The organism is Microbacterium sp. S308A+ (genome assembly GCF_049800815.1).
Taxonomy (GTDB): Bacteria; Actinomycetota; Actinomycetes; order Actinomycetales; family Microbacteriaceae; genus Microbacterium.
Genome location: NZ_JBNAFT010000001.1, coordinates 759741 through 779580, shown reverse-complemented (window position 1 = coordinate 779580; position 19840 = coordinate 759741). Strand labels below are relative to the sequence as shown.

16 protein-coding genes are annotated in these 19840 nt (G+C 70.6%); 11 read left to right on the top strand and 5 right to left on the bottom strand.

Annotation, left to right across the window (positions count from 1 at the left end):
• Positions 1-39: 39 nt before the first annotated feature.
• A complete protein-coding gene (locus tag ACP15J_RS03660) occupies positions 40-855 on the top strand; it encodes a PP2C family protein-serine/threonine phosphatase (protein WP_424935411.1) in 816 nt (271 codons plus the stop codon).
• A gap of 57 nt (positions 856-912) precedes the next feature.
• On the top strand, positions 913-3786 hold the full coding sequence (locus ACP15J_RS03655) for an FtsK/SpoIIIE domain-containing protein (RefSeq protein ID WP_424935412.1): 2874 nt from the start codon (positions 913-915) through the stop codon (positions 3784-3786).
• A gap of 5 nt (positions 3787-3791) precedes the next feature.
• Here the strand turns inward: ACP15J_RS03655 and ald are convergent, their stop codons facing one another.
• Both ald and ACP15J_RS03645 read right to left on the bottom strand, forming a co-directional pair.
• Positions 3792-4907 (bottom strand): alanine dehydrogenase, encoded by a 1116-nt coding sequence (gene ald / locus ACP15J_RS03650; RefSeq protein WP_424935413.1) that lies wholly within the window; start codon positions 4905-4907, stop codon positions 3792-3794.
• Positions 4908-4964: 57 nt separating this feature from the next.
• Positions 4965-5996, bottom strand: coding sequence for an asparaginase (locus ACP15J_RS03645; protein ID WP_424980879.1), 1032 nt, complete (start codon positions 5994-5996; stop codon positions 4965-4967).
• Here ACP15J_RS03645 and ACP15J_RS03640 point away from each other — a divergent pair.
• A complete protein-coding gene (locus ACP15J_RS03640; RefSeq protein ID WP_424935415.1) occupies positions 5995-6492 on the top strand; it encodes an OsmC family protein in 498 nt (165 codons plus the stop codon). The two genes, ACP15J_RS03645 and ACP15J_RS03640, sit on opposite strands and share 2 nt — an antisense overlap.
• Here the strand turns inward: ACP15J_RS03640 and ACP15J_RS03635 are convergent.
• Positions 6461-7159: a lysophospholipid acyltransferase family protein gene (locus tag ACP15J_RS03635; protein WP_424980878.1), complete on the bottom strand. Its 699-nt coding sequence runs from the start codon at positions 7157-7159 to the stop codon at positions 6461-6463. The two genes, ACP15J_RS03640 and ACP15J_RS03635, sit on opposite strands and share 32 nt — an antisense overlap.
• Positions 7160-7416: 257 nt before the next feature.
• Between ACP15J_RS03635 and ACP15J_RS03630 the strand changes: the two genes are divergently transcribed.
• Genes ACP15J_RS03630 through ACP15J_RS03620 form a run of 3 tightly spaced genes read left to right on the top strand, consistent with a single transcriptional unit; the run spans position 7417 to position 10874 of the window.
• Complete coding sequence (locus ACP15J_RS03630) at positions 7417-8376, top strand: FKBP-type peptidyl-prolyl cis-trans isomerase (RefSeq protein WP_424935417.1); 960 nt, start codon at positions 7417-7419, stop codon at positions 8374-8376.
• A gap of 54 nt (positions 8377-8430) precedes the next feature.
• Complete coding sequence (gene dxr / locus ACP15J_RS03625) at positions 8431-9519, top strand: 1-deoxy-D-xylulose-5-phosphate reductoisomerase (RefSeq protein ID WP_424935418.1); 1089 nt, start codon at positions 8431-8433, stop codon at positions 9517-9519.
• Between the two features lie 38 nt (positions 9520-9557).
• Entirely contained in the window at positions 9558-10874 is a 1317-nt protein-coding gene (locus ACP15J_RS03620; protein WP_424935419.1) for a M50 family metallopeptidase, read from the top strand.
• Between the two features lie 51 nt (positions 10875-10925).
• Here the strand turns inward: ACP15J_RS03620 and ACP15J_RS03615 are convergent, their stop codons facing one another.
• Entirely contained in the window at positions 10926-12842 is a 1917-nt protein-coding gene (locus ACP15J_RS03615; protein ID WP_424935420.1) for a chorismate-binding protein, read from the bottom strand.
• A 233-nt stretch (positions 12843-13075) separates the two neighbouring features.
• Here ACP15J_RS03615 and ispG point away from each other — a divergent pair, with 233 nt between their 5' ends.
• The 3 genes from ispG (at position 13076) to ACP15J_RS03600 (ending at position 15688) form a co-directional block, all read left to right on the top strand.
• Entirely contained in the window at positions 13076-14227 is a 1152-nt protein-coding gene (gene ispG, locus ACP15J_RS03610; RefSeq protein WP_197220199.1) for a flavodoxin-dependent (E)-4-hydroxy-3-methylbut-2-enyl-diphosphate synthase, read from the top strand.
• A gap of 238 nt (positions 14228-14465) precedes the next feature.
• Complete coding sequence (locus ACP15J_RS03605; RefSeq protein WP_424935421.1) at positions 14466-14798, top strand: nuclear transport factor 2 family protein; 333 nt, start codon at positions 14466-14468, stop codon at positions 14796-14798.
• Positions 14795-15688: a hypothetical protein gene (locus ACP15J_RS03600; protein ID WP_424935422.1), complete on the top strand. Its 894-nt coding sequence runs from the start codon at positions 14795-14797 to the stop codon at positions 15686-15688. The genes ACP15J_RS03605 and ACP15J_RS03600 overlap by 4 nt, the downstream gene beginning before the upstream one ends.
• Positions 15689-15711: 23 nt before the next feature.
• Here the strand turns inward: ACP15J_RS03600 and ACP15J_RS03595 are convergent, their stop codons facing one another.
• Positions 15712-17127, bottom strand: a complete 1416-nt coding sequence (locus tag ACP15J_RS03595; protein ID WP_424935423.1) for an RNB domain-containing ribonuclease — start codon at positions 17125-17127, stop codon at positions 15712-15714.
• A gap of 52 nt (positions 17128-17179) precedes the next feature.
• Here ACP15J_RS03595 and ACP15J_RS03590 point away from each other — a divergent pair, with 52 nt between their 5' ends.
• Together ACP15J_RS03590 and ACP15J_RS03585 are read left to right on the top strand one after the other, a co-directional pair.
• A complete protein-coding gene (locus tag ACP15J_RS03590; protein ID WP_424935424.1) occupies positions 17180-17953 on the top strand; it encodes an isocitrate lyase/PEP mutase family protein in 774 nt (257 codons plus the stop codon).
• A 79-nt stretch (positions 17954-18032) separates the two neighbouring features.
• Positions 18033-19793, top strand: a complete 1761-nt coding sequence (locus ACP15J_RS03585; protein WP_424935425.1) for a proline--tRNA ligase — start codon at positions 18033-18035, stop codon at positions 19791-19793.
• Positions 19794-19840: the final 47 nt, after the last annotated feature.

Sequence of the window (19840 nt, the reverse complement as noted above, 5' to 3'; positions counted from 1 at the left end):
TGAGACTCCGACGGTCACGATGATCGTCCGAGGAGGGGGATGGTTTCAGTGACCCAGACGTCGACGCCGTACACGCGGGAGGTCGTTCTCGCGTCCGGGGACGTCATCGGACTCCGGTGGGCGGGCGCGACGGACCGCGGCAGGCGGCGGGAGAACAATCAGGACGCCTTCCTGGCGGAGTATCCCCTCTTCGTCGTCGCCGACGGCATGGGCGGGCACGCCGGAGGCGAGATCGCCAGCCAACGGACGATCGCCCGTCTGCAGGAGAGCGTCGAGGCCGGCGAGATCACGTCACCGGCGATCGAGCAGGCGCTGGCATCGGCGGTGGAGGACATCGCCGAACACCCCGAGACCACCGACGAGGGCACCGGAACCACGCTCACCGGCGTGTTCCTGGCGCTTGGCCCCGATGAGCCGCGATGGGTGTCGCTGAACATCGGCGACTCACGCGTCTACCTTCTCCGCGACGGCGCGCTGAAGCAGATCACCACCGACCATTCGGTGGTTCAAGAGCTCATCGCCGCCGGGCGGCTGAGCCCCGAGGAGGCGGAGGGGCACCCGTACAGCAACGTCATCACCCGCGCGGTGGGCGTGAGCGAGGCCGCGCCGCCCGATTACCGCGAGTTTGCCGTTCGCGACGGCGATCGTTTCGTGATCTGCTCAGACGGTCTCACGAAGGAACTGACCGACTACGGCATCCAGCACTTCCTGAACCAGCACTCTGAGGCGTCGACCGCGGTCGACGCGATGCTCGAGGCCGCCCTCGAGAACGGCGGGAGGGACAACGTGACGCTCATCGTCCTCGATGTGACGCGTCATCCCGCCTCCTCCACAGCCGCCTCCGAGGCCGAGTAGTACACCGATCCCGGGGACGGGTCTTCGACGCCCTCGCCGTTCCGGTGGACTGTCGGCATGGAATCCGCAGAGCCTCTCCTGCTGCCTTCGGCACCCGCCGCACCACGCCGGGCCGCACTCCCGCTGATCGCCGCCGTGGTCCCGGTCGCCTCCGGCGTGCTCCTGTGGCAGATCACCGGCAACGCGATGATGCTCTGGTTCGCGGCGATCTCACCGCTCATGCTTCTCGCATCATTCCTCGACCTCCTGCGGAACGGCCGGAGGGAGCGACGACGAAGCGCCACGGAGGAGGACGACGCATGGGAGCGTGTCGCGCAGCGCCTCTCCGCCCGATCCGATGCCGAGCGTCGCCGGGCCGCCCGTGAGGCACCGGACGTTCTTCGCTGCCTCACAGAACTCCCGTTGCGTTCCGCGGACACAGGGGAGGATGTTCGTCTCGCCGTCGGCCGCGGAAGCGTGCCCAGCCCGGTCCGGCTCTCCGGCGGTGAGGGGGACAGGGCGCATGCCTTTCGCGAGCGGGCGGCGACGATCGACGACATGACGGTCACCGCCTCGCTGCACGGCGGAATCTGCGTGCGCGGTGCCGGAGCGGTCTCGCGAGCCGTGCTCAGGGCGCTCGTCCTGCAGCTGTGCCTGCGGTTCGCCGCCGACGCGATCCGCCTGACCGGAGAGGGGGTGGCGGAGCTCGGCCTTGACTCGGCCCCGCAGGTGCGCCGACGGAGCGGCACGCTCCTGCAGGTGCATGTCGGCATCGGAACACCGGCGACGGACGGCCGCGATCATGTCGCCTTGCTCCTCCTCGCGCCGGGCGCCAGGCCGCCGGTCGGGGTCGAGACGGTGATCGATGTCGACGCGCCCGAGGCGGCGATCGTGCGATCCGCGACGCAAGAGATCCGCTGCGCCGTCGAAGGCGTCTCCGCCGCGCAGGCACGAGCGGTGCTCGCGGCGGTGGAAGGGGGACGCCGGGCGGAGGGTCCTCCGGCGGCCGCTGGGCTCGCCGAGGTGCGTTCGGCCGCGGGCACGGCCGAACGACCGACGCGCGAGGACGGGCCGGGCCTTCGCATCGCGATCGGCCTCGCGCCGGGAACGACGCCGGTCTTCGTCGATCTCGTCCGCGATGGCCCGCATGCCTTGGTCACGGGGATCACCGGTGCAGGCAAGAGCGAGCTCCTGGCGACCTGGGTCGCCGCGATCGCGGCGTCGTACCCGCCGGACGAGGTCGCGTTCGTGCTGGCCGACTTCAAGGGCGGGACGGCATTCGAGGCGCTGCGCCCGCTTCCTCACGTCGCCGCCGTCCTCACCGATCTTGATGGTGCCGGGGCCGAGCGTGGTGTTCAGAGCTTGCGGGCGGAGCTGCGCCGCAGGGAGGCCGCGCTCGCCGAACGCGGTGCTCGCAGCATCGAGGAGGCCCCCGGGGTGCTTCCCCGGCTCGTCATCGTGGTCGACGAGTTCGCGGCCTTCCTGCACGAGCATCCGGAGCTCGGGGCGGTGTTCACCGACCTCGCCGCCCGTGGCCGGGCGCTGGGGATGCACCTGGTCCTGGGCACCCAGCGGGCGACGGGGGTGATCCGCGAGGCGCTGGCGGCGAACTGCCCGCTGCGTATCTGTCTGCGGGTCTCGGAGCCTCAGGACAGCAGGCTGATGCTCGGCACGGAAGATGCCTCCTCTCTTCCGGGCGATGACGAGGGCCGCGGCCTCGCGTTCGTCCGGCGCGCGGGCGACGACGAACCCGTCCTCTTCCGTGTGGCCCGGACCGACCGGAGCGACGTCCGCGCCATCGCCGGGGAGCACCAGGGGGCGAGGCGGGCGCCCAGCCCTTGGCTGCCGTCGCTGCCTGCAGCGGTCTCCGTGGCGGAGCTGAGTCCTCTCCGAAACGACACCGACGACGTCACAGGCTGTCGCGAAGGAGCGGGGGCGGCGGGGCTCGTGCTCGGGCTCGTCGACGAGCCCGAGCGGCAACGTCAGTCCGTCCTCCTCCTCGATCCGGTGCGAGAGCGGGGCGTGTCAGTGCTGGGCGGGCCGGGGACGGGCAAGAGCACCGTCGTCGCGGCGCTTCGGGGGCAGAGCGCGTCGGTTCTCGAGGTCCCCGGCGACCTCGAACGCGCATGGACGTCCGTCGCGGAGCTCGCCGAAGGACGCCGACGCTTCCCCGAGCTCCTCCTCGTCGACGATCTCGACGTGATCCTGAGCCGATTCCCGATCGACTACGCGACCGCCTGGGCGGGTCTCCTGCAGCGGGTGATCCGCGCCGCACCCGCCCGAGGGACGGTGGTCGTCGCCACGGCCTCCCGGTGTCCCGGGTCGGTCTCGGCCATCGCCGACCTGCTGCCACGCCGGGTGCTGCTCCGGCTGCCGAATCGCGCCGAGCACCTCGCGGCAGGTGGCGACGCGAACGGCTTCGACCCCGCGCGTCCGCCGGGACGTGGAAGGAGCGGCGCGCACGAGATACAGCTTGTGGGAGTGGCGGTCCACGACCGGCGGCCGGACGACGGGCGCGGGGCCGGTCGCCGGATGCGTGACAGCGCATCACTGTGGCGCCCGGAGGCGAGGATCACGGTCGTCGTGGGGCCAGCGCCGGAGCGGACGGCAAAGGCGCTAGAACGGACGTTCCCCGACAGCCGCGTCCGTACCCTCGATACGCTGCCGCCGACGGCGCGAGGAGTGGACGCGGAGGCGCTCTGCGACGGTGGCCGGGTCATCCTCGTCGGAGACCCCGACTCCTGGCAGCGCCGGTTCTCACTGTGGCAGGATCTGCGGGAGCGCGCCGAGGTCCTAGTGCTCGCCGAGGCGGCGCGCGAGCTGCGGACGCTCGCTGGGATACGCGAGCTTCCTCCGTATGCCGAGATCGATGCCGGCCGGGCATGGGCGCTCCGAGACGGTGCGCTGCGAGGCCGGGTCGTCGTCCCCGGCCTCGCAGCGCATGGTCAGTGACCGTGTCAGCCCAGGACGTCGCCGATCGGAGCCAGCGGCAGACCGTGCGCGGACGCGACGCCGGCGTTCACCACGGCGCCTGCCGCGACGTTGAGCCCGCTGGCCAGTGCCTGGTCGGCGCGCAGCGCATCCTTCCAACCCCGGCCTGCGATGGCGCGGATGTACGGGAGGGTCGCGTTCGTGAGCGCGGAGGTGGACGTGTTCGGGACGGCGCCCGGCATGTTCGCGACACAGTAGAACACCGTGTCATGCACACGGAAGGTCGGATCGTCGTGCGTGGTGGCGTGAGTGTCCTCGAAGCATCCGCCCTGGTCCACCGCGATGTCGACGAGGACGCTCCCCGGGCGCATCTCGGCGACCATGTCGTTGGTCACGAGCTTGGGCGCCTTCGCGCCGGGGATGAGCACGGACCCGATCACGAGGTCCGAGGCGACGACGGCCTTGCGCAGGTCCAGCGGGTTCGAGGCGGCGGTCTTGACCCGACCGGCGAAGTGGTCGTCCAGAAAGCGCAGACGAGCGATGTTCGTGTCGAACACCGTCACGTCGGCTCCCATGCCCGCGGCGATCACCGCGGCGTTGGCTCCGGCCACTCCGCCGCCGATCACGGTCGCCGTCGCGGGGCGCGTGCCGGGCACCCCCGACATCAGCAGGCCGAGGCCGCCCTCGGAGCGCATGAGCGTATGCGCGCCCACGAGAGGGGCGAGCCGACCGGCGACCTCGCTCATCGGGGCCAGCAGCGGGAGACCTCCGCCGGGGAGCTGCACGGTTTCGTAGGCGATCGCGGTCAGACGGGTCGCCGTCAGACGGTCGGTGAGGGACCGGTCGGCGGCCAGGTGCAGATAGGTGAAGAGCACGAGGTCGTCGCGGAACCGGTGATACTCGCTGGCGATCGGTTCTTTGACCTTCAGCAGGAGCTCGGCACGCGCCCATACCTCGTCCGCCTCGTCGAGCAAGGTGGCGCCCGCCTCGCGATAGTCGGTGTCCGACATGGACGAGCCGGCGCCGGCACCGGACTGCACGAACACCTCATGCCCGGAGAGCACGAGGTCGTGCACGCCCGCCGGCGTCAGCGCGACACGGAACTCGTTGTTCTTCACCTCGGCGGGGACGGCGATCCTCATGGTGCTTCCTTTCTTCTCCCGGTCCGGAGAGGGGAGATCGGCCCCTTCTGGGGGCTCTCAGATTCCGGCGCCGGGGCGGATGGCCCCGACGACCGTGCCGCCTCCGTGGACGGCGAGGGGAAGGGCGGCAGCGAGGTCGGCCACCTGAGCGTCGGTGACGGCGCCGGCGCGGGCGAGCATGGTCGCGGCGACCATCGTGCGCGCACGGAGCGAGCCGTCGAGAGTCTTCAACGCCACGGTCGTGCCATTCGGCGCGATCATGACCATCACGCCCTCGGCGCCGCCCTTGGCGAAGACTCCCAGCTTCTCGATCGCCAGCGTGTCGGCGCGTCCGGGACCGTCGATCGTCCACGGCTGCTCCCGGACCGTGCGGACCAGCGTTCCCGCGACGCGATGGAGCGCGAACGGGGAGCGCTCCGAGGCGGCTCCGATCCGATGGCTCGCGCGGGCGAGGCCGATGAGGGTGATCGCATGGACCGGGGCCCCGCAGCCGTCGATCGCGGTCATGGCGACCTTCTCGCCGGACAGCCGTTCGACGACGTCGCGGATGTGCAGCTGAAGCGGGTGGTCGGGGGAGAGGTAGTCGTGGGTGCTCCAGCCCGTCGCCACGCAGGCGCGGAGCATGGCGGCGTGCTTGCCGGAGCAGTTCATCCGGATGCGCGCGGGCTCGCCGTTCTCGCGGACGAGCTCGTTGCGGGTCGCCGAGTCGGTGGGCCAGTCGGGCGGGCAGCCGAGATCGTCTTCGGTGAGACCGCCGTCGACGAGCATCCCCCGTACGACCTCGGTGTGGCGGTCGGTCCCGGCATGGCTGGCCGTGGACAGACCGATCTGCTCGCCGGCGAGAGGGGACCCAGCGGTGAGGCACGCGACGGCCTGCAGCGGTTTCAGGCTCGAACGGGGCAGCACCAGCGCCTGGGCGTTGCCGTGCGCGACGATCACCTCGCCCTCGGGGGAGAGCATGACGGCGGCGCCGGCATGCCGGGATTCGACGAATCCGTTGCGCTCCACGACGGCGAGCTCGACGGCGTCCTTGACGGTCAGGGTCTCCAGCACGCCAGCAAGCCTAGCGGCGTGAAACGATGGCGTCATGGTCATCGGAACCCACGACTACGCGCTTACGACCGTCTGGACCGGGAATCTCGGGACCGGCACCAGCGGCTACCGTGACTACGCCAGGGATGTGACGGTCGTGGTCCCCGGCAAGCCCGAGCTTCTGGCCTCCGCCGACAAACCCTTCCGCGGCGACCCCTCGCGGTGGAACCCCGAGGACCTCCTGCTCGCCGCGCTCTCTGAATGCCACCTGCTCTCCTATCTGCACGCGTGCGTCGTCGCGGGCGTGGTGGTCACCGACTATCGCGACGAGGCGAGCGGGACGATGCGGGAGGACGGACGGGGAAGCGGCGCGTTCACCGAGGTCGTGCTCCGTCCCGTCGTGACCGTCAGCGAGCCGGAGATGGTGGCTGCGGCGCATGCGGCGCACGCTCAGGCGAACGCCTGGTGCTTCATCGCGAACTCGGTCGCGTTCCCCGTACGACACGAGGCCACGATCCTCGTCAACGACGCTCGTGGGGCAGGGCCTGCTTGATCTTCTCGATCGCCCCCTGCGCGGGAACCTCGTTGTAGACCCCGGCGAGCTCCTGGCCGGAGAGGTCATGGATCGCGGACATGATCGCATCGGTCGCCTGCCGGCGCGCGCGGCCCGACCCCGCCGCGCCGAGGTGCGACAGGTCGATCGGCTCGCCGAAGCGGATCGTCACCCGGTGCCCGAAGGTCGGAATCTTCGCTCCGACGGGCATGGCCTTGTCGGTGCCGATCAGGCCCACCGGCACGACGACGGCACCGGTCTCGAGCGCGAGGAAGGCGGCGCCCGTCCGCCCCTTGTAGAGGCGCCCGTCGGTCGAGCGCGTGCCCTCGGGGTACAACGCGACCGCCTGTCCGTCGGAGAGGAGCTGTCGCTGCTGCTCGAGCGCGTCGAGGGCGGCCTGACCCGCTCCGCGGTTCACCGGGATCGCCCCGACCGCCTGCATGAAGTTCCGGATCAGCGCGCCGCGAGCCCCGTGTCCTTCGAAGTAGCTGGACTTCGCCAGGAAGTGCACACGCCGCGGGGCGGCGACGGGGATCGCGATCGAGTCGATGAAGGACAGATGGTTCGAGGCGATGATGACCGGACCGGTGCGGGGGACGTTGCGGCGTCCTTCCACTCGCGGCCGGTAGACGAGCCGGGCGAGCGGGGCGAGCACGATCCGGCCCAGGAGGTAGAGGAGTCCGGCCCTGCGTGGATCCGTGCCGGGGAGGTCTTCGGAGTCTGGCGCGGTGGCGGAGACGGGGTGCTCTGGTGTCACCCGACCACAGTAGAGGAGCCCACATGCCGTCGCAGGAATGGCTCGGAGGCGCGTTCCGGTGTCGGATTTCGCGCTCTCAGCACCGGCAAAGCGAGATGGGGCAAGATGGTCGAGGCCGGGAAGCTCTCGGTCGTCTCCCATCCCGGCTCTCCGTCTCGAGGTTTCCCGTGCGTCTTCGTCTGCTCGCCGCCGTCTCGGCCATCTCCGCGTCTGCTCTTCTGCTCGCAGGCTGCGCCGGCGGGTTCGGCGGGTCGCCGGACCCGACCTCGTCGCCGTCGGCGGGCGGCTGTGTCCTGGACACCAAGTCCGGCGCGGCGTCCGACGCCGTCACGGTGTCCGGAGAAGGCGCTGACGCCAAGGTCGAGATCCCGGCGGGCACCGAGATGACCGATCTCGAGCGCACGGTGCTGGAGAAGGGCAAGGGCAAGGACATCGGGCAGAACGACCTCGTGTCTGTGCAATACCAGATCGTCGACGCCACGAACAACACCGTGCTCGACTCGAGCGCGCGCGGGGAGTCCGGCGTCCTGCCCGTGCTGCTCGACCAGCAGTCCTCGCTGTTCGTCGCCGCACTCGAATGCCAGCCCCTCGGCTCCCGCATCGTGATGACGGTGCCGTCCTCGATGACGAGCGGCGGCAGCTCCTTCGTCGTCTATGCGAAGGCGACCGAGCTGCTTCCGACGAAGGCGACCGGCACCTCCGTCGCCGCCGACAAGAGCATGCCCGCGGTGGAGCTCGACAAGGACGGCGCGCCGAACATCACCATCCCCCAGGGCGACAGCGTCCCGACCGAGACGAAGGTCGCAGTGCTGAAGCAGGGCGACGGGCCGACCGTCGGCGCGGGCGACCTCGTCGCGGTGCAGTATCGCGGTGTGAAGTGGAGCGACGGGTCGGAGTTCGACTCCAGCTGGAAGCGGGGCGCCCCGGCGCAGTTCGTGACGAGCCAGGTGGTCGCCGGGTTCCGCACTGCCCTGGAGGGGCAGAAGGTCGGATCGCAGGTGGAGGTCGTGATCCCGCCGAAGGACGGCTATGGCGAGAAGAGCGACGGCAACACCGCCGAGCTCGCGGGGGAGACCCTTGTCTTCGTGGTCGACATCCTGGCGACCACGCCCTCCGCTCCGAAGTAGGCCGCGCAGAGGGCGAGACCGCGGAAGACGGCGGCGGCGCCCTAGGCTGGGGGTATGCGGCGCGTCATCGTTCTCGGATCCACCGGCTCCGTCGGCACCCAGGCGCTGGATGTGATCCGCGCCAATCCTCGACGCTTCGAGGTCGTCGGCCTCGCGGCCGGCCGTGACGCCGAGGGCCTCGCGGCCCAGGCCGCGGACCTCGGCGTGGAGGACACCGCCCTCGGCGCCGCCGAGGCGGAACAGCTCGTCCGCGACGTCGACGCCGATGTGGTCCTCAACGCGATCACCGGCTCGATCGGGCTGGGGAGCACGCTCGCCGCGCTCCGAGCGGGGCGGACCCTTGCCCTCGCGAACAAGGAGTCGCTCATCGTCGGCGGCACCCTCGTCACCGCGCTCGCACAGCCGGGGCAGATCGTCCCGGTCGACTCCGAGCACTCCGCGATCGCCCAGGCGCTGCGGAGCGGGACGAGGAGCGAGGTGCGTCGCCTGGTCGTCACCGCCTCCGGCGGGCCGTTCCGCGGCCGGACGCGAGAGCAGATGACCGAGGTCACTCCCGGGCAGGCCCTCGCGCACCCGACCTGGGACATGGGGAGGATGGTCACGACCAACTCCGCGACCCTCGTGAACAAGGGGCTGGAAGTGATCGAGGCCCGCCTGCTCTTCGACGTGGACTACGACCGCATCGACGTGGTTGTGCATCCGCAGTCGATCGTGCACTCGATGGTCGAGTTCGTCGACGGATCCACCATCGCCCAGGCCTCGCCGCCGGACATGAGGCTGCCGATCTCGCTCGGCCTGGACTGGCCGAACCGCGTGGGCGGGGTCGGGACTCCTCTGGACTGGCGTTCGGCGAGCACCTGGACATTCGAGCCGCTTGACGACGTCGCGTTTCCCTCCGTCGCACTGGCGAAGGCGGTGGGACGCGCGGGTCGCACCTTTCCCGCGGTGTACAACGCCGCGAACGAGCAGGCCGTGGATGCTTTCCACGAGGGGCGGCTGCCGTTCCTCGGGATCGTCGACACGATCGCTCGGGTCGTGGACGCGCATGAGCCGCCCGAGACCCTCACGGTCGACACGCTCTTGGACGCGGAGCGATGGGCGCGGCGCACCGCGGATCGGCTCATCGCCGTCGCATCGGAGTAGCACGGCGGTTTCCTAGTTCGCGCCGGTAGCGTAGCGGGGTGGAAATCCTGCTGTACGTCGGCGGCCTGCTGTTCATGCTGGTCGGCCTGGGCGTCTCGATCGCCCTGCACGAGATCGGCCATCTCGTGCCTGCGAAGCTGTTCGGCGTGCACGTCGGCCAGTACATGATCGGGTTCGGGCCACGGCTGTGGTCGCGACGTGTCGGCGAGACGGAGTACGGGATCAAGGCGCTGCCGGTCGGCGGCTTCATCTCGATGTCGGGGATGTACCCGCCGTCTTCCTCGAACGGAGAACCCGCGCGAGGCGTCTTCCGTACGCTCATCCAGGACGCGCGCGCGGCGAACGACGACACGATCGACCCGGATCGTGAGGAGCGGGTCTTCTATCGGCTGTCGGTGTGGAAGCGGGTCGTCGTCATGTTCGGCGGCCCGTTCATGAACCTGTTGCTCGCGGTCGTGATCTTCACGATCCTGCTCAGCGGCATCGGCGTGCAGCAGGGGACGACCACGATCGCGACGGTGTCGCAGTGCGTCCTCCCCGCCGGGACCAGCCAGACCGCGTGCACCACGGGCGACCAGGTCGCCCCCGCTGCGGCGGCGGGGATCATGCCGGGCGACGTCCTCGTCTCGGTCGGCGGCACCGATGTCGACACGTTCGCCGAGGCGAGCACGATCATCCAGGCCTCGCCGGGGAAGACGCTCCCCGTCGTCGTGGACCGCGGGGGCGAACGACTCACGCTCGATCTCACGCCGGTCGCGGCGCAGCGCCCGGCGTCGGACGAACGGGGGCGTCCTCTGCGGGATGCGGACGGCAAGCCGGTCCTGAAGGACGTCGGGTATGCCGGCGTGGGAGCGCAGCTGGCCTACGTCCCGCAGCCGTTGACGGCGGGTATCGAGGCAGCGGGGGCGAACGTCGGCTCCGTGGCGTTGATGATCATCACGCTTCCCGCGCGGCTGTGGGACGTGGGGGTCTCGCTCGTGACCGGCGGAGAGCGTGACCCGAACGGTCCGCTGAGCGTCGTCGGGGTGGGCCGGCTGGCGGGGGAGGTCGCCGCGACCGACGCGCCGGTCCTCAACAGGTTCGCGACTCTGCTCAGCCTCCTGGGCTCCCTCAACATCGCGCTGTTCGTGTTCAACCTCATCCCGTTGCTTCCCCTGGACGGCGGCCACATCGTCGTCGCGCTGTGGGACGGGGTGAAGCGGGCGTGGGCGAGACTCTTCCGTCGCCCGCCGCCGAAGCCCGTCGACGCGACCCGGCTGGTTCCGCTGACCGTCGTCGTCGCTGTGGTCCTCATCGGGATGGGAGCCCTGCTCCTCGTCGCCGACCTGTTCAATCCGGTCAAGCTTCTCGGCTGATCGGCGGAGGCGTCGTTCCTGCCCGAGAGGGTCGGAGGACAGGCGTGGACGTCAGATCAGAGCGTGGGCGATGAGACGTTCGAGCGTGCGCATGCCGTCGCGAGAGAGGATCGACTCCAGGTGTCCCTGCACGGACGCCACGCCCGTGCCTCGTAAGGCGTAGACGTCACCGGTCTCGGCGTCGGCGGAGACCTCGACCTCCCCGACGCGCGTGGTGCCGGGAGCCACACGCGCGGTGAAGGTGTTGTAGAAGCCGATCGACGCGTCCTCCTCGAACACCGGCACGGTCTTCTGCAGTCCCTGATGGGGGCTCGCGAGCGGCGCGAGCGCGATCCCGAGCCGGTCGGCGAGGATCTGGTGGCTCAGGCAGACGCAGAGGAGCGGCCGGCCGTGGTCGAGGCGGCGGGCGACGAGCTCCCGCATCCGGGCGATGCGGGGTGAGCCCGTGTCGCGCGGGTCGCCGGGGCCGGGGCCCGCGACGAGGAGGTCCGTACGGTCGACCTCCTCGTCCTGGGCTTCAGCCCAGGGCACGATGCGCACGTCGAGCTCGAGGTGGCGCAGCTGGTGGGCGAGCATGGTCGTGAACCGGTCCTCGGCGTCGACCACGACGGCGGTGCGTCCGGCGAAGGGACCCGTCGAGCCGTCGCCCTGAGGATTGATCCAGAACTCGGCGAGACGCGCGTTGCGGGAAGCGAGGAGGGCGGCGATCGCCGGATCGTCGGCGATGTCAGCGGAACGCGCGGACGAGGCAGAGGGGTCTCCGCTCGGGGCGTCGGCATCGGGGACGTCGTCTCGGGGGACCGCACCGATCGCGCCGAGGACGCCTGCCGCCTTGCCGTGCGTCTCGCCGACCTCGCCCGCGGGGTCGGAATGACGCACGAGCGTCGCGCCGACCGGCACGGCCAGCTCGCCGTCCTTCAGATAGACGGTCCGGATGAGGATGGGGGCGTCCAGATCGTGCCCGCCCGTGTCGTTCGGGGAGAACAACGCGGCGACGCCCGAGTAGTAGCCGCGGGGCTTGTGCTCGTGACGACGGATCACGGCGCAGGCGTTCTGCATCGGCGAGCCGGTGACGGTGGGGGCGAACATCGTCTCGCGCAGGATGTCGCGCGGATCGAGTCTGCTGTGTCCGCGCAGCATGTACTCGGTGTGCGTCAGCCGGGACATCCGCTTGAGGTGCGGGCCGGTGATCCGTCCGCCGTCGGAGCATACGGCGCTCATCATCTTGAGCTCTTCGTCGACGACCATGAACAGCTCCTCGGTCTCCTTGGCAGAGGAGAGGAAGGCGGTCAGGGTCTCGGCGGTCGCGCCGCCTGCCGGGTGGCGGAAGGTCCCCGATATCGGGTTCATCGTCACGACGCCGCCGCGGGCGACCACGTGCGCCTCGGGGCTCGCGCCCACCGCGACGACTCCGGGGGTGACGACCGCGAAGGTCCAGTACGCGCCGCGCTCATGCTCCAGGAGGGCGCGGAACCAGGTGAGGGCCGCCCGCCTCTCGTCGACGTCGATCTTGGCCGTGTAGTCGCGGCGGATGACGAAGTTCGCGCCCTCGCCCCGCCCGATCTCGTCGGCGATCACGCGCTCGACGATCGCGGCGTATCCCGCGTCGTCGATGTCGAAGCCGCCGTCGGACAGAGGGATCGGGGCGTCGGGCAGGGCCTCTCTGATCGGTCCGGCCGCGGCATGCAGATGCTCGATCACGAGCAGGCAGCGCAGCGGCGCCCCGTCGTCCTGCGTCTCGAAGCCGCGTTCGCGCACCTGACGATAGGGGACCATCGCGAAGACCTCACGGGCGTCGCCGAGCGGGATGTCTGCGAGTTCCTCGACGTCGACCACGTTCCCGGAGAGGAGCTCGATTCGTTCCGCCCCCTCGCGGGCGAGGAGCACGAAAGACGAGCCGGGGTCGTCGGCGAGGTCCCGGATGCGCGCGATGAAGGCGTCGGATTCCGGCGAGGAGGAAGAGGTCATCGGTGTCTCCTGATTCGGGCATCCGGTGCGGCGAGAAACGACGAAGACCGCCCCGGAAGGCGGTCTCGATCTCGTCTGTACGCGAAGCCACCGCCTAGAAGGCGGGCCACCAGGTGCGGGTCGCGGACATGCGCCGAAACTATCACATCGACGTATGCGCTCCGTGCGGCGCGACCGCACCGTCAACGATCACAGGGAGGTCCCGTCCAGCCCGGGCGGCGTAGGCTGGTGGAGTGCCAGCAGTGAACCTGGGGATGCCGCGCGTCCCGGAAGTCCTCGCGCCTCGTCGCAAGTCCCGGCAGATCCGGGTCGGCAAGGTGCTCGTCGGCGGAGATGCTCCCGTCTCGGTCCAGTCCATGACGACGACGAAGACCACCGACATCAACGGGACCCTGCAGCAGATCGCCGAGCTCACCGCCTCTGGCTGCGAGATCGTCCGCGTCGCCGTCCCCTCGCAGGACGACGCCGACGTGCTGCACATCATCGCGAAGAAGAGCCAGATCCCGGTCATCGCCGACATCCACTTCCAGCCCAAGTACGTCTTCCAGGCGATCGACGCCGGCTGTGCGGCGGTGCGTGTGAACCCGGGCAACATCCGTCAGTTCGACGACAAGGTGGGCGAGATCGCCAAGGCGGCGTCCGACGCCGGCGTCTCGCTCCGCATCGGCGTGAACGCGGGCTCGCTCGACAAGCGGCTGCTGGAGAAATACGGCAAGGCGACTCCGGAGGCGCTCATGGAGAGCGCCGTGTGGGAAGCATCGTTGTTCGAGGAGCATGACTTCCACGACTTCAAGATCTCGGTCAAGCACAACGACCCCGTCGTCATGGTCAAGGCCTACCGGCTGTTGGCCGAGCGGGGCGACTGGCCGTTGCACCTCGGCGTGACCGAGGCGGGACCCGCCTTCCAGGGCACGATCAAGTCGGCGACCGCGTTCGGCATTCTCCTGTCCGAGGGTATCGGCGACACGATCCGCGTCTCGCTCTCGGCGCCGCCGGCCGAGGAGGTCAAGGTCGGCCACCAGATCCTGCAGTCGCTGAACCTCCGGGAGCGGAAGCTGGAGATCGTCTCCTGCCCGTCGTGCGGACGGGCGCAGGTCGACGTCTATTCCCTCGCCGACAGTGTGACCGAGGGGCTCAAGGACATGACGGTCCCGCTCCGCGTCGCGGTCATGGGGTGTGTCGTGAACGGACCGGGTGAGGCCCGTGAGGCCGACCTCGGTGTCGCGAGCGGCAACGGCAAGGGGCAGATCTTCGTCAAGGGCGAGGTCATCAAGACCGTTCCGGAGACGGAGATCGTGGCGACCCTCATCGAGGAGGCGAACCGCATCGCCGCCGAGATGGGGCCGGACGCTCCGCTCGGGACGGCGCAGGTCGTCACGAGCTGAGGCTCCTGAGGCCGGCCAGGGAGCGGACCAGGAAGCGGGCGGCCTTGTCGAACCGCTCTGGGGCAACGCCCGCGTATCCGAGACGGATGTAGGGGGCGGGGGTTCTGCGGGGAACCATTCGCCGCCCGCGATGATCGCCAGCCCGTTCATCGACACTACCCGGCGACGCCGCTCGTCCTTCCGTGTCGCGTGGCAGAGTGGAGGAGCCGATATCCGCATCGAGAACCGAGGAGGAATCATGACCGACCAGACGCTTCCCGCCCCCGTGCGGAGGATGATCGACGCGATCAACGCGGCCGACACCGACGCTTTCGTTGCGGCGTTCGCGCCGGATGGCTATGTCGACGACTGGGGACGTGTGCTGCGCGGTGCAGAGGGAGTGCGCAGCTGGGCTGGATCGGACGCGATCGGCGCCGGGGCGCAGATGACCGTGCTGAGCGTCGAGTCCGACGGAGGCACCACCCGGGTGCATTTCGACTGGCGCAGCAACGTCTTCAACGGCGAGTCCGACGGGATCTTCGTCGTCGAGGGCGACCGGCTCGCCAGCTTCACGATCCCCCCGGTGCATTGACCGCGCCCGGTGTGGGCGCGATGCGCGCGCAGACGACGGTCGTCGCATTCCCTGCAGGAGCCGTCACCGGCGAGGCGCGGGTGGTGGCCGTGCATCCGGAGGACGGAACGACGGTCGTCGTCCTCGATCGGACACCGTTCCATCCCGTCGACCACACCTGGCCCGACCAGCCGGGCGATCGGGGAGCGCTCGAAGGCGGGGGCTTCCGCGTCGACGTCGTGGAGGCGGTGATGGCCGCGCAGGACGACGACGGCGCATTCGCGGTGGCGGCGGACATCCCGGTCAAGCGCGGCACCGAGGGGTGGACGTGGCTTGTCGGGCATCGGATCGTCGGCGGGGCGCCCGCCGGCCTGGTCCCCGGTGTGACGGTGCGCGCGTCGGTGGACGAGGCCCTTCGCTCCGGGCTCAGCCGCGGGCACACCGCCTGCCACCTCGCCTCGCTCGCGCTGGACGCCGCGGTCGCCGACCTGTGGCGGAAGGAGCCGGGCGTCGATGCGCTCGGCTTCCCGGACTTCGAGGGACGCGCCAATCAGACCAGCCGAATCCGTCAGGACGGCGCGGTGGACGAGTACCGGCTCGGCAAGAGCCTGCGCAAGGCGGGATTCGACACCGAGGGGCTCGCCGCCTCGCTCGCCGAGCGGGAGGAGAGGATCAACGCGCACCTCGCGGGATGGATCTCCTCCGCGGCGGCGAGCAGCATCGAGACCGAGGGGCCGACGATCGCCGACCGTCGTCGCTGGGTGTGCGCGTTGCCCGAGGGGACGGCCTCGATCCTATGCGGCGGCACTCACACCGCGTCACTCGCGGATTTCGCGTCGATCAGGGTCCGGCTCGACCTCAGCGACCCGCAGCTGCTCGTGATGACCACGAGCGCGGTGCCGGCGCCCTGACTCCGCCCGTCACCGCGAACATCTCACAGCGCGAACGTGATCTCTCCCCGCGCGATGTCCGCCCCCCTCACGAGGAGCGTCACCCGATCGCCCGGTCGGGCCTCGGGCGGCGCCGGCGTGGAGGCGGTGACGACGGGGTCGGCGAGCTGGACGGTGGCGCGGTCCTCGCGCAGCGCGATCACGGTGGCCGTCACACGCGACCCGACGAGGGGCGTGATCAGGGCGGCCTCGACAGCGTTGATCGTCGCGGCGCCCAGCCGTGAGGCCCGCTGCCCCGACTCCTGCATGAGCGCAGGCAGGGCGGACAGCGACGAGCGTGCCCATGCCGGCGGCTCCTTCCCCTCGGCGACTGCGAGACAGATCGCGAGCGACCAGCGATCGACCAGGCGGCGCAGGGGCGCGGTCGCGTGCGCGTAAGGGGCGCCGATCGCGGCCTGGACGGGGTCTTCGGGAACCGTGCCGTCGAAGGCGAGGTAGCCCGCGCCGCGGAAGAGTCCCGCCGCGACCTGCAGGACCGGGAGGGTCATCGGATCGGCCCGATCGAGGGCTCGCAGGTAGTCGCCATAGCGTCCCTCGGTCCAGGGGCGGCCCAGCGCCTTGGTCTGCGCGCGGAACGCGGCGAAGGCTCTCTCGTCCGGCTGCGGCATGGTGCGAAGCACACCGACCCTGGCGCTGATCATGAGCTCCGCGGCCGCCATCCCGGTCATGAGCGACAGCTGCGCGTTTGCGTCCTCGATGGGCAGCGGGCTCCGGCGCACGATGGCGTAGGCGCCGTCGTCGCCCCGGACGACCTCCTCGTCCGGGAGGTTCAGGCTTGCGCCCCCTCGCGAGGCCTCCTGGGCCAGGCGGAGCGCGCCGATCTCGGGCAGGAGGGCCGCCGGCGACTCGGCACCCGCGTCCAGCGCCCGCTGCGCGGCGACGTAGTCGAGCTGGGCGCGGGATCGGATGAGCGCTCGCTCCAGCCTGTGCTCGACGACGACTCCGTCCCCGTCCAGCCGGAAGGTCCAGACGAGCGCGGGGCGATCGACGCCGGGGAGGAGCGAGGCGCGCCCCTCCGACAGCACTCGCGGGTGCAGCGGGATCGAGCCGTCGGCCGCGTACAGCGTCTGACCGCGTTCGCGGGCGGCGACGTCGATCGCCCCGTCCGGAGCGACGAAGGACGGAACGTCGGCGATCGCGTATCGAACCCGATAGCCGGCGCCCTCGCGTTCGAGATGGAACGCCTGGTCGAGGTCACGGGAACCCGCGGGGTCGAGCGTCGCGAACGGGATCTCGCGCAGGTCGAGCGCCGGGGTGGATGGGACGACCGCCTCCGCCTCGGCGATCGCTGCGGGAGAGAAGTCCACCGGGGCGTCCATCTCCGTGCGCAGGGCGGAGAGTGCGGTCGCGAGCTCGCTCTGCGCGGCGGACGGGGCGACGTGGGATCGGCGCTGGGGCATGGACACATGCTAAGGCGGCCCGTCCCCGTCTCCCGCGCGTTAGCGTGGAGGGATGAGCACCCTCGCAGAGAAAGCGCAGTCCCTCGCCGGTCTGTACGCCGCCCCGCAGATCCTTCGTGTCGTCAACGTGTGGGACGTCGTGTCCGCCCAGGCCGTCGCCGCGCTCCCCGAGACGCGCGCGATCGCGACCGCCGGGCATTCCATCGCCTCCTCCTTCGGCTATGCGGACGGTGAGATCCCGCGAGACCTGATGCTGGACATGGTCGGCCGGATCGCCGCGGCGGTCGATGTGCCCGTCACCGCCGACCTCGACGACGGCTACGACGACGCGGGGGACACCGTTCGTCGGGCAATCGGCGTCGGCGTGGTCGGGGCGAACGTCGAGGACCGTCTGCGACCGCTCGCGGAGTCCGTCGCGAACGTGGAGGCGATCATCCGTGCCGGCGCCGATGAGGGCGTCCCGTTCGCGTTGAACGCCCGCACCGACGCGTTCGTCCGTGCCGGAGGGCGCCCGGTCGAGGAGTCCGTCGCCGACGCGATCGAGCGGGGCCGGGCGTATCTCGATGCGGGAGCCACTTGCGTCTTCGTTCCTGGGGTCCTGGACGCCGAGACGACCACGCGCCTGGTCGAGGGCATCGGCCGCGGCAGGGTCAGCGTGATCGGGCTGCCCGGCGCGCTCACCTCGACGGCCTACGAGACGCTGGGGATTGCGCGGATCTCCTATGGGCCGCTGCCGCAGCGGGTGGCCCTGACCGCGCTGCAGGACGTCGCGTCGGACATCTACGCGGGCGGCGTGATCCCGGAGGGTACCCGTCCGCTGAACTGACGCGAGATGACGGGTTCGTCCGCGACCGATCCGTGAGTCCGGTCGCGGACGGCGCGCCCCGCGTCACTAGACTTGTCCCGTGGTCACCCGTCTCTCGAACTTCTTCCTGCGCACCCTTCGTGAAGACCCCGCCGAGGCGGAGGTCGCGAGCCACAGGCTGCTGATCCGGGCGGGGTACATCCGCCGCCAGGCCGCCGGCATCTTCGCCTGGCTTCCGCTGGGTCTGCGGGTCAAAGCCCGGATCGAGAAAGTCGTCCGGGAGGAGATGGCCGCCGCCGGCGCGCAGGAGGTTCATTTCCCGGCGCTCATGCCCCGGGAGGCATACGAAGCGACGGGCCGCTGGGAGGAGTACGGCGATCTGCTGTTCCGCCTGCAGGATCGCAAGGGTGGCGACTACCTCCTCGCTCCCACCCACGAGGAGGCCTTCACCCTGCTGGTGAAGGACCTCTACTCCTCGTACAAGGACCTGCCGCTGACGATCTACCAGATCCAGGACAAGTACCGCGACGAGGCGCGTCCGCGTGCCGGTCTCCTCCGCGGCCGTGAGTTCACGATGAAGGACGCCTACTCCTTCGACTCCTCCGACGCCGGTCTCGACGCGTCCTATCAGGCCCAGCGGGACGCCTACGAGCGGATCTTCCAGCGCCTCGGCTTGGAGTACGTGATCGTCCAGGCCGATGCCGGGGCGATGGGCGGCTCGCGCAGCGAGGAGTTCCTGCACCCCACCCCGGTCGGCGAGGACACTTTCGTCCGCTCCGCGGGCGGCTACGCCGCGAACGTCGAGGCGTTCACCACGGTCGCCCCTGCGGCTACTGGCTGGGACGACGCGCCGAAGGCAACGATCTTCGACTCGCCGGACACGCCCACGATCGAGACGCTGGTCGCGCACAGCACCCGCGCGCTGGCCCGTGAGGTCACGGCCGCAGAGACCCTCAAGAACGTCGTGCTCGCCCTCACCCACCTCGACGGCACGCGCGAGCTTGTGGTCGTCGGCATCCCCGGCGATCGCGAGGTGGACGAGAAGCGCGCCGAGGTCGCGTTCGCACCGGCGGAGGTCGAGCCCGCGACCGACGCGGACTTCGAGCGGCATCCGCTGCTCGTGCGCGGCTACATCGGCCCCTGGTCGCCCACCGGGGCGGTCCTCGGTGAGGAGTCGGCCACCGGTATCCGCTACCTCGTCGATCCACGCGTGGCCGACGGCACGTCCTGGATCACCGGCGCGAACGTCGACCAGAAGCACGCGCACTCGGTGACCGCGGGCCGCGACTTCGTCGCCGACGGAACGGCGGAGATCGCCAGCGTCCGCGAGGGGGACCCTGCCCCCGACGGTTCGGGTCCTGTGACGCTCGCGCGCGGGATGGAGATCGGTCACGTCTTCCAGCTCGGCCGCAAGTACGCCGAGGCGCTCGGCCTCAGGGTGCTGGACGAGAACGGCAAGCTCACCACGGTGACGATGGGGTCGTATGGCATCGGCGTCACCAGGATCCTCGCGATCATCGCCGAGCTGAACAACGACGACAAGGGTCTCATCTGGCCCTCGTCGGTCGCACCCTTCGACGTGCACGTCGTCGCGACGGGGAAGGACGAGACCGCCTATGCCCTCGCCGAGGAGATCTCCGCTCGTCTCGAGGAGGCCGGGGCCGACGTGCTCTACGACGACCGTCCGAAGGTGTCACCAGGGGTGAAGTTCGGCGATGCCGAGCTTGTCGGCGTGCCGCGTATCCTCGTCGTCGGCCGTGGCGCCGCCGACGGGCAGGTCGAGCTCTGGGACCGCCGCACGGGCGAGCGGGAGGCGCTCCCGGTGGACGACGCGGTCCGTTCCCTCCTCGCCTCGCGCTGACATCGCCGGCGAGCCCTGGGAATCGGGGAAGCGCCTGGACGTGGGAA

Coding starts and splice junctions, on each gene's coding strand:
- ACP15J_RS03660 (WP_424935411.1), top strand. CDS start 40: ATGGTTTCAGTGACCCAGACGTCGACGCCGTACACGCGGGAGGTCGTT.
- ACP15J_RS03605 (WP_424935421.1), top strand. CDS start 14,466: ATGACCGACCAGACGCTTCCCGCCCCCGTGCGGAGGATGATCGACGCG.
- ald (WP_424935413.1), bottom strand. CDS start 4,907: ATGAGGATCGCCGTCCCCGCCGAGGTGAAGAACAACGAGTTCCGTGTC.
- ACP15J_RS03655 (WP_424935412.1), top strand. CDS start 913: ATGGAATCCGCAGAGCCTCTCCTGCTGCCTTCGGCACCCGCCGCACCA.
- ACP15J_RS03590 (WP_424935424.1), top strand. CDS start 17,180: ATGAGCACCCTCGCAGAGAAAGCGCAGTCCCTCGCCGGTCTGTACGCC.
- ACP15J_RS03615 (WP_424935420.1), bottom strand. CDS start 12,842: ATGACCTCTTCCTCCTCGCCGGAATCCGACGCCTTCATCGCGCGCATC.
- ACP15J_RS03640 (WP_424935415.1), top strand. CDS start 5,995: ATGGTCATCGGAACCCACGACTACGCGCTTACGACCGTCTGGACCGGG.
- ACP15J_RS03595 (WP_424935423.1), bottom strand. CDS start 17,127: ATGCCCCAGCGCCGATCCCACGTCGCCCCGTCCGCCGCGCAGAGCGAG.
- dxr (WP_424935418.1), top strand. CDS start 8,431: ATGCGGCGCGTCATCGTTCTCGGATCCACCGGCTCCGTCGGCACCCAG.
- ACP15J_RS03645 (WP_424980879.1), bottom strand. CDS start 5,996: ATGACGCCATCGTTTCACGCCGCTAGGCTTGCTGGCGTGCTGGAGACC.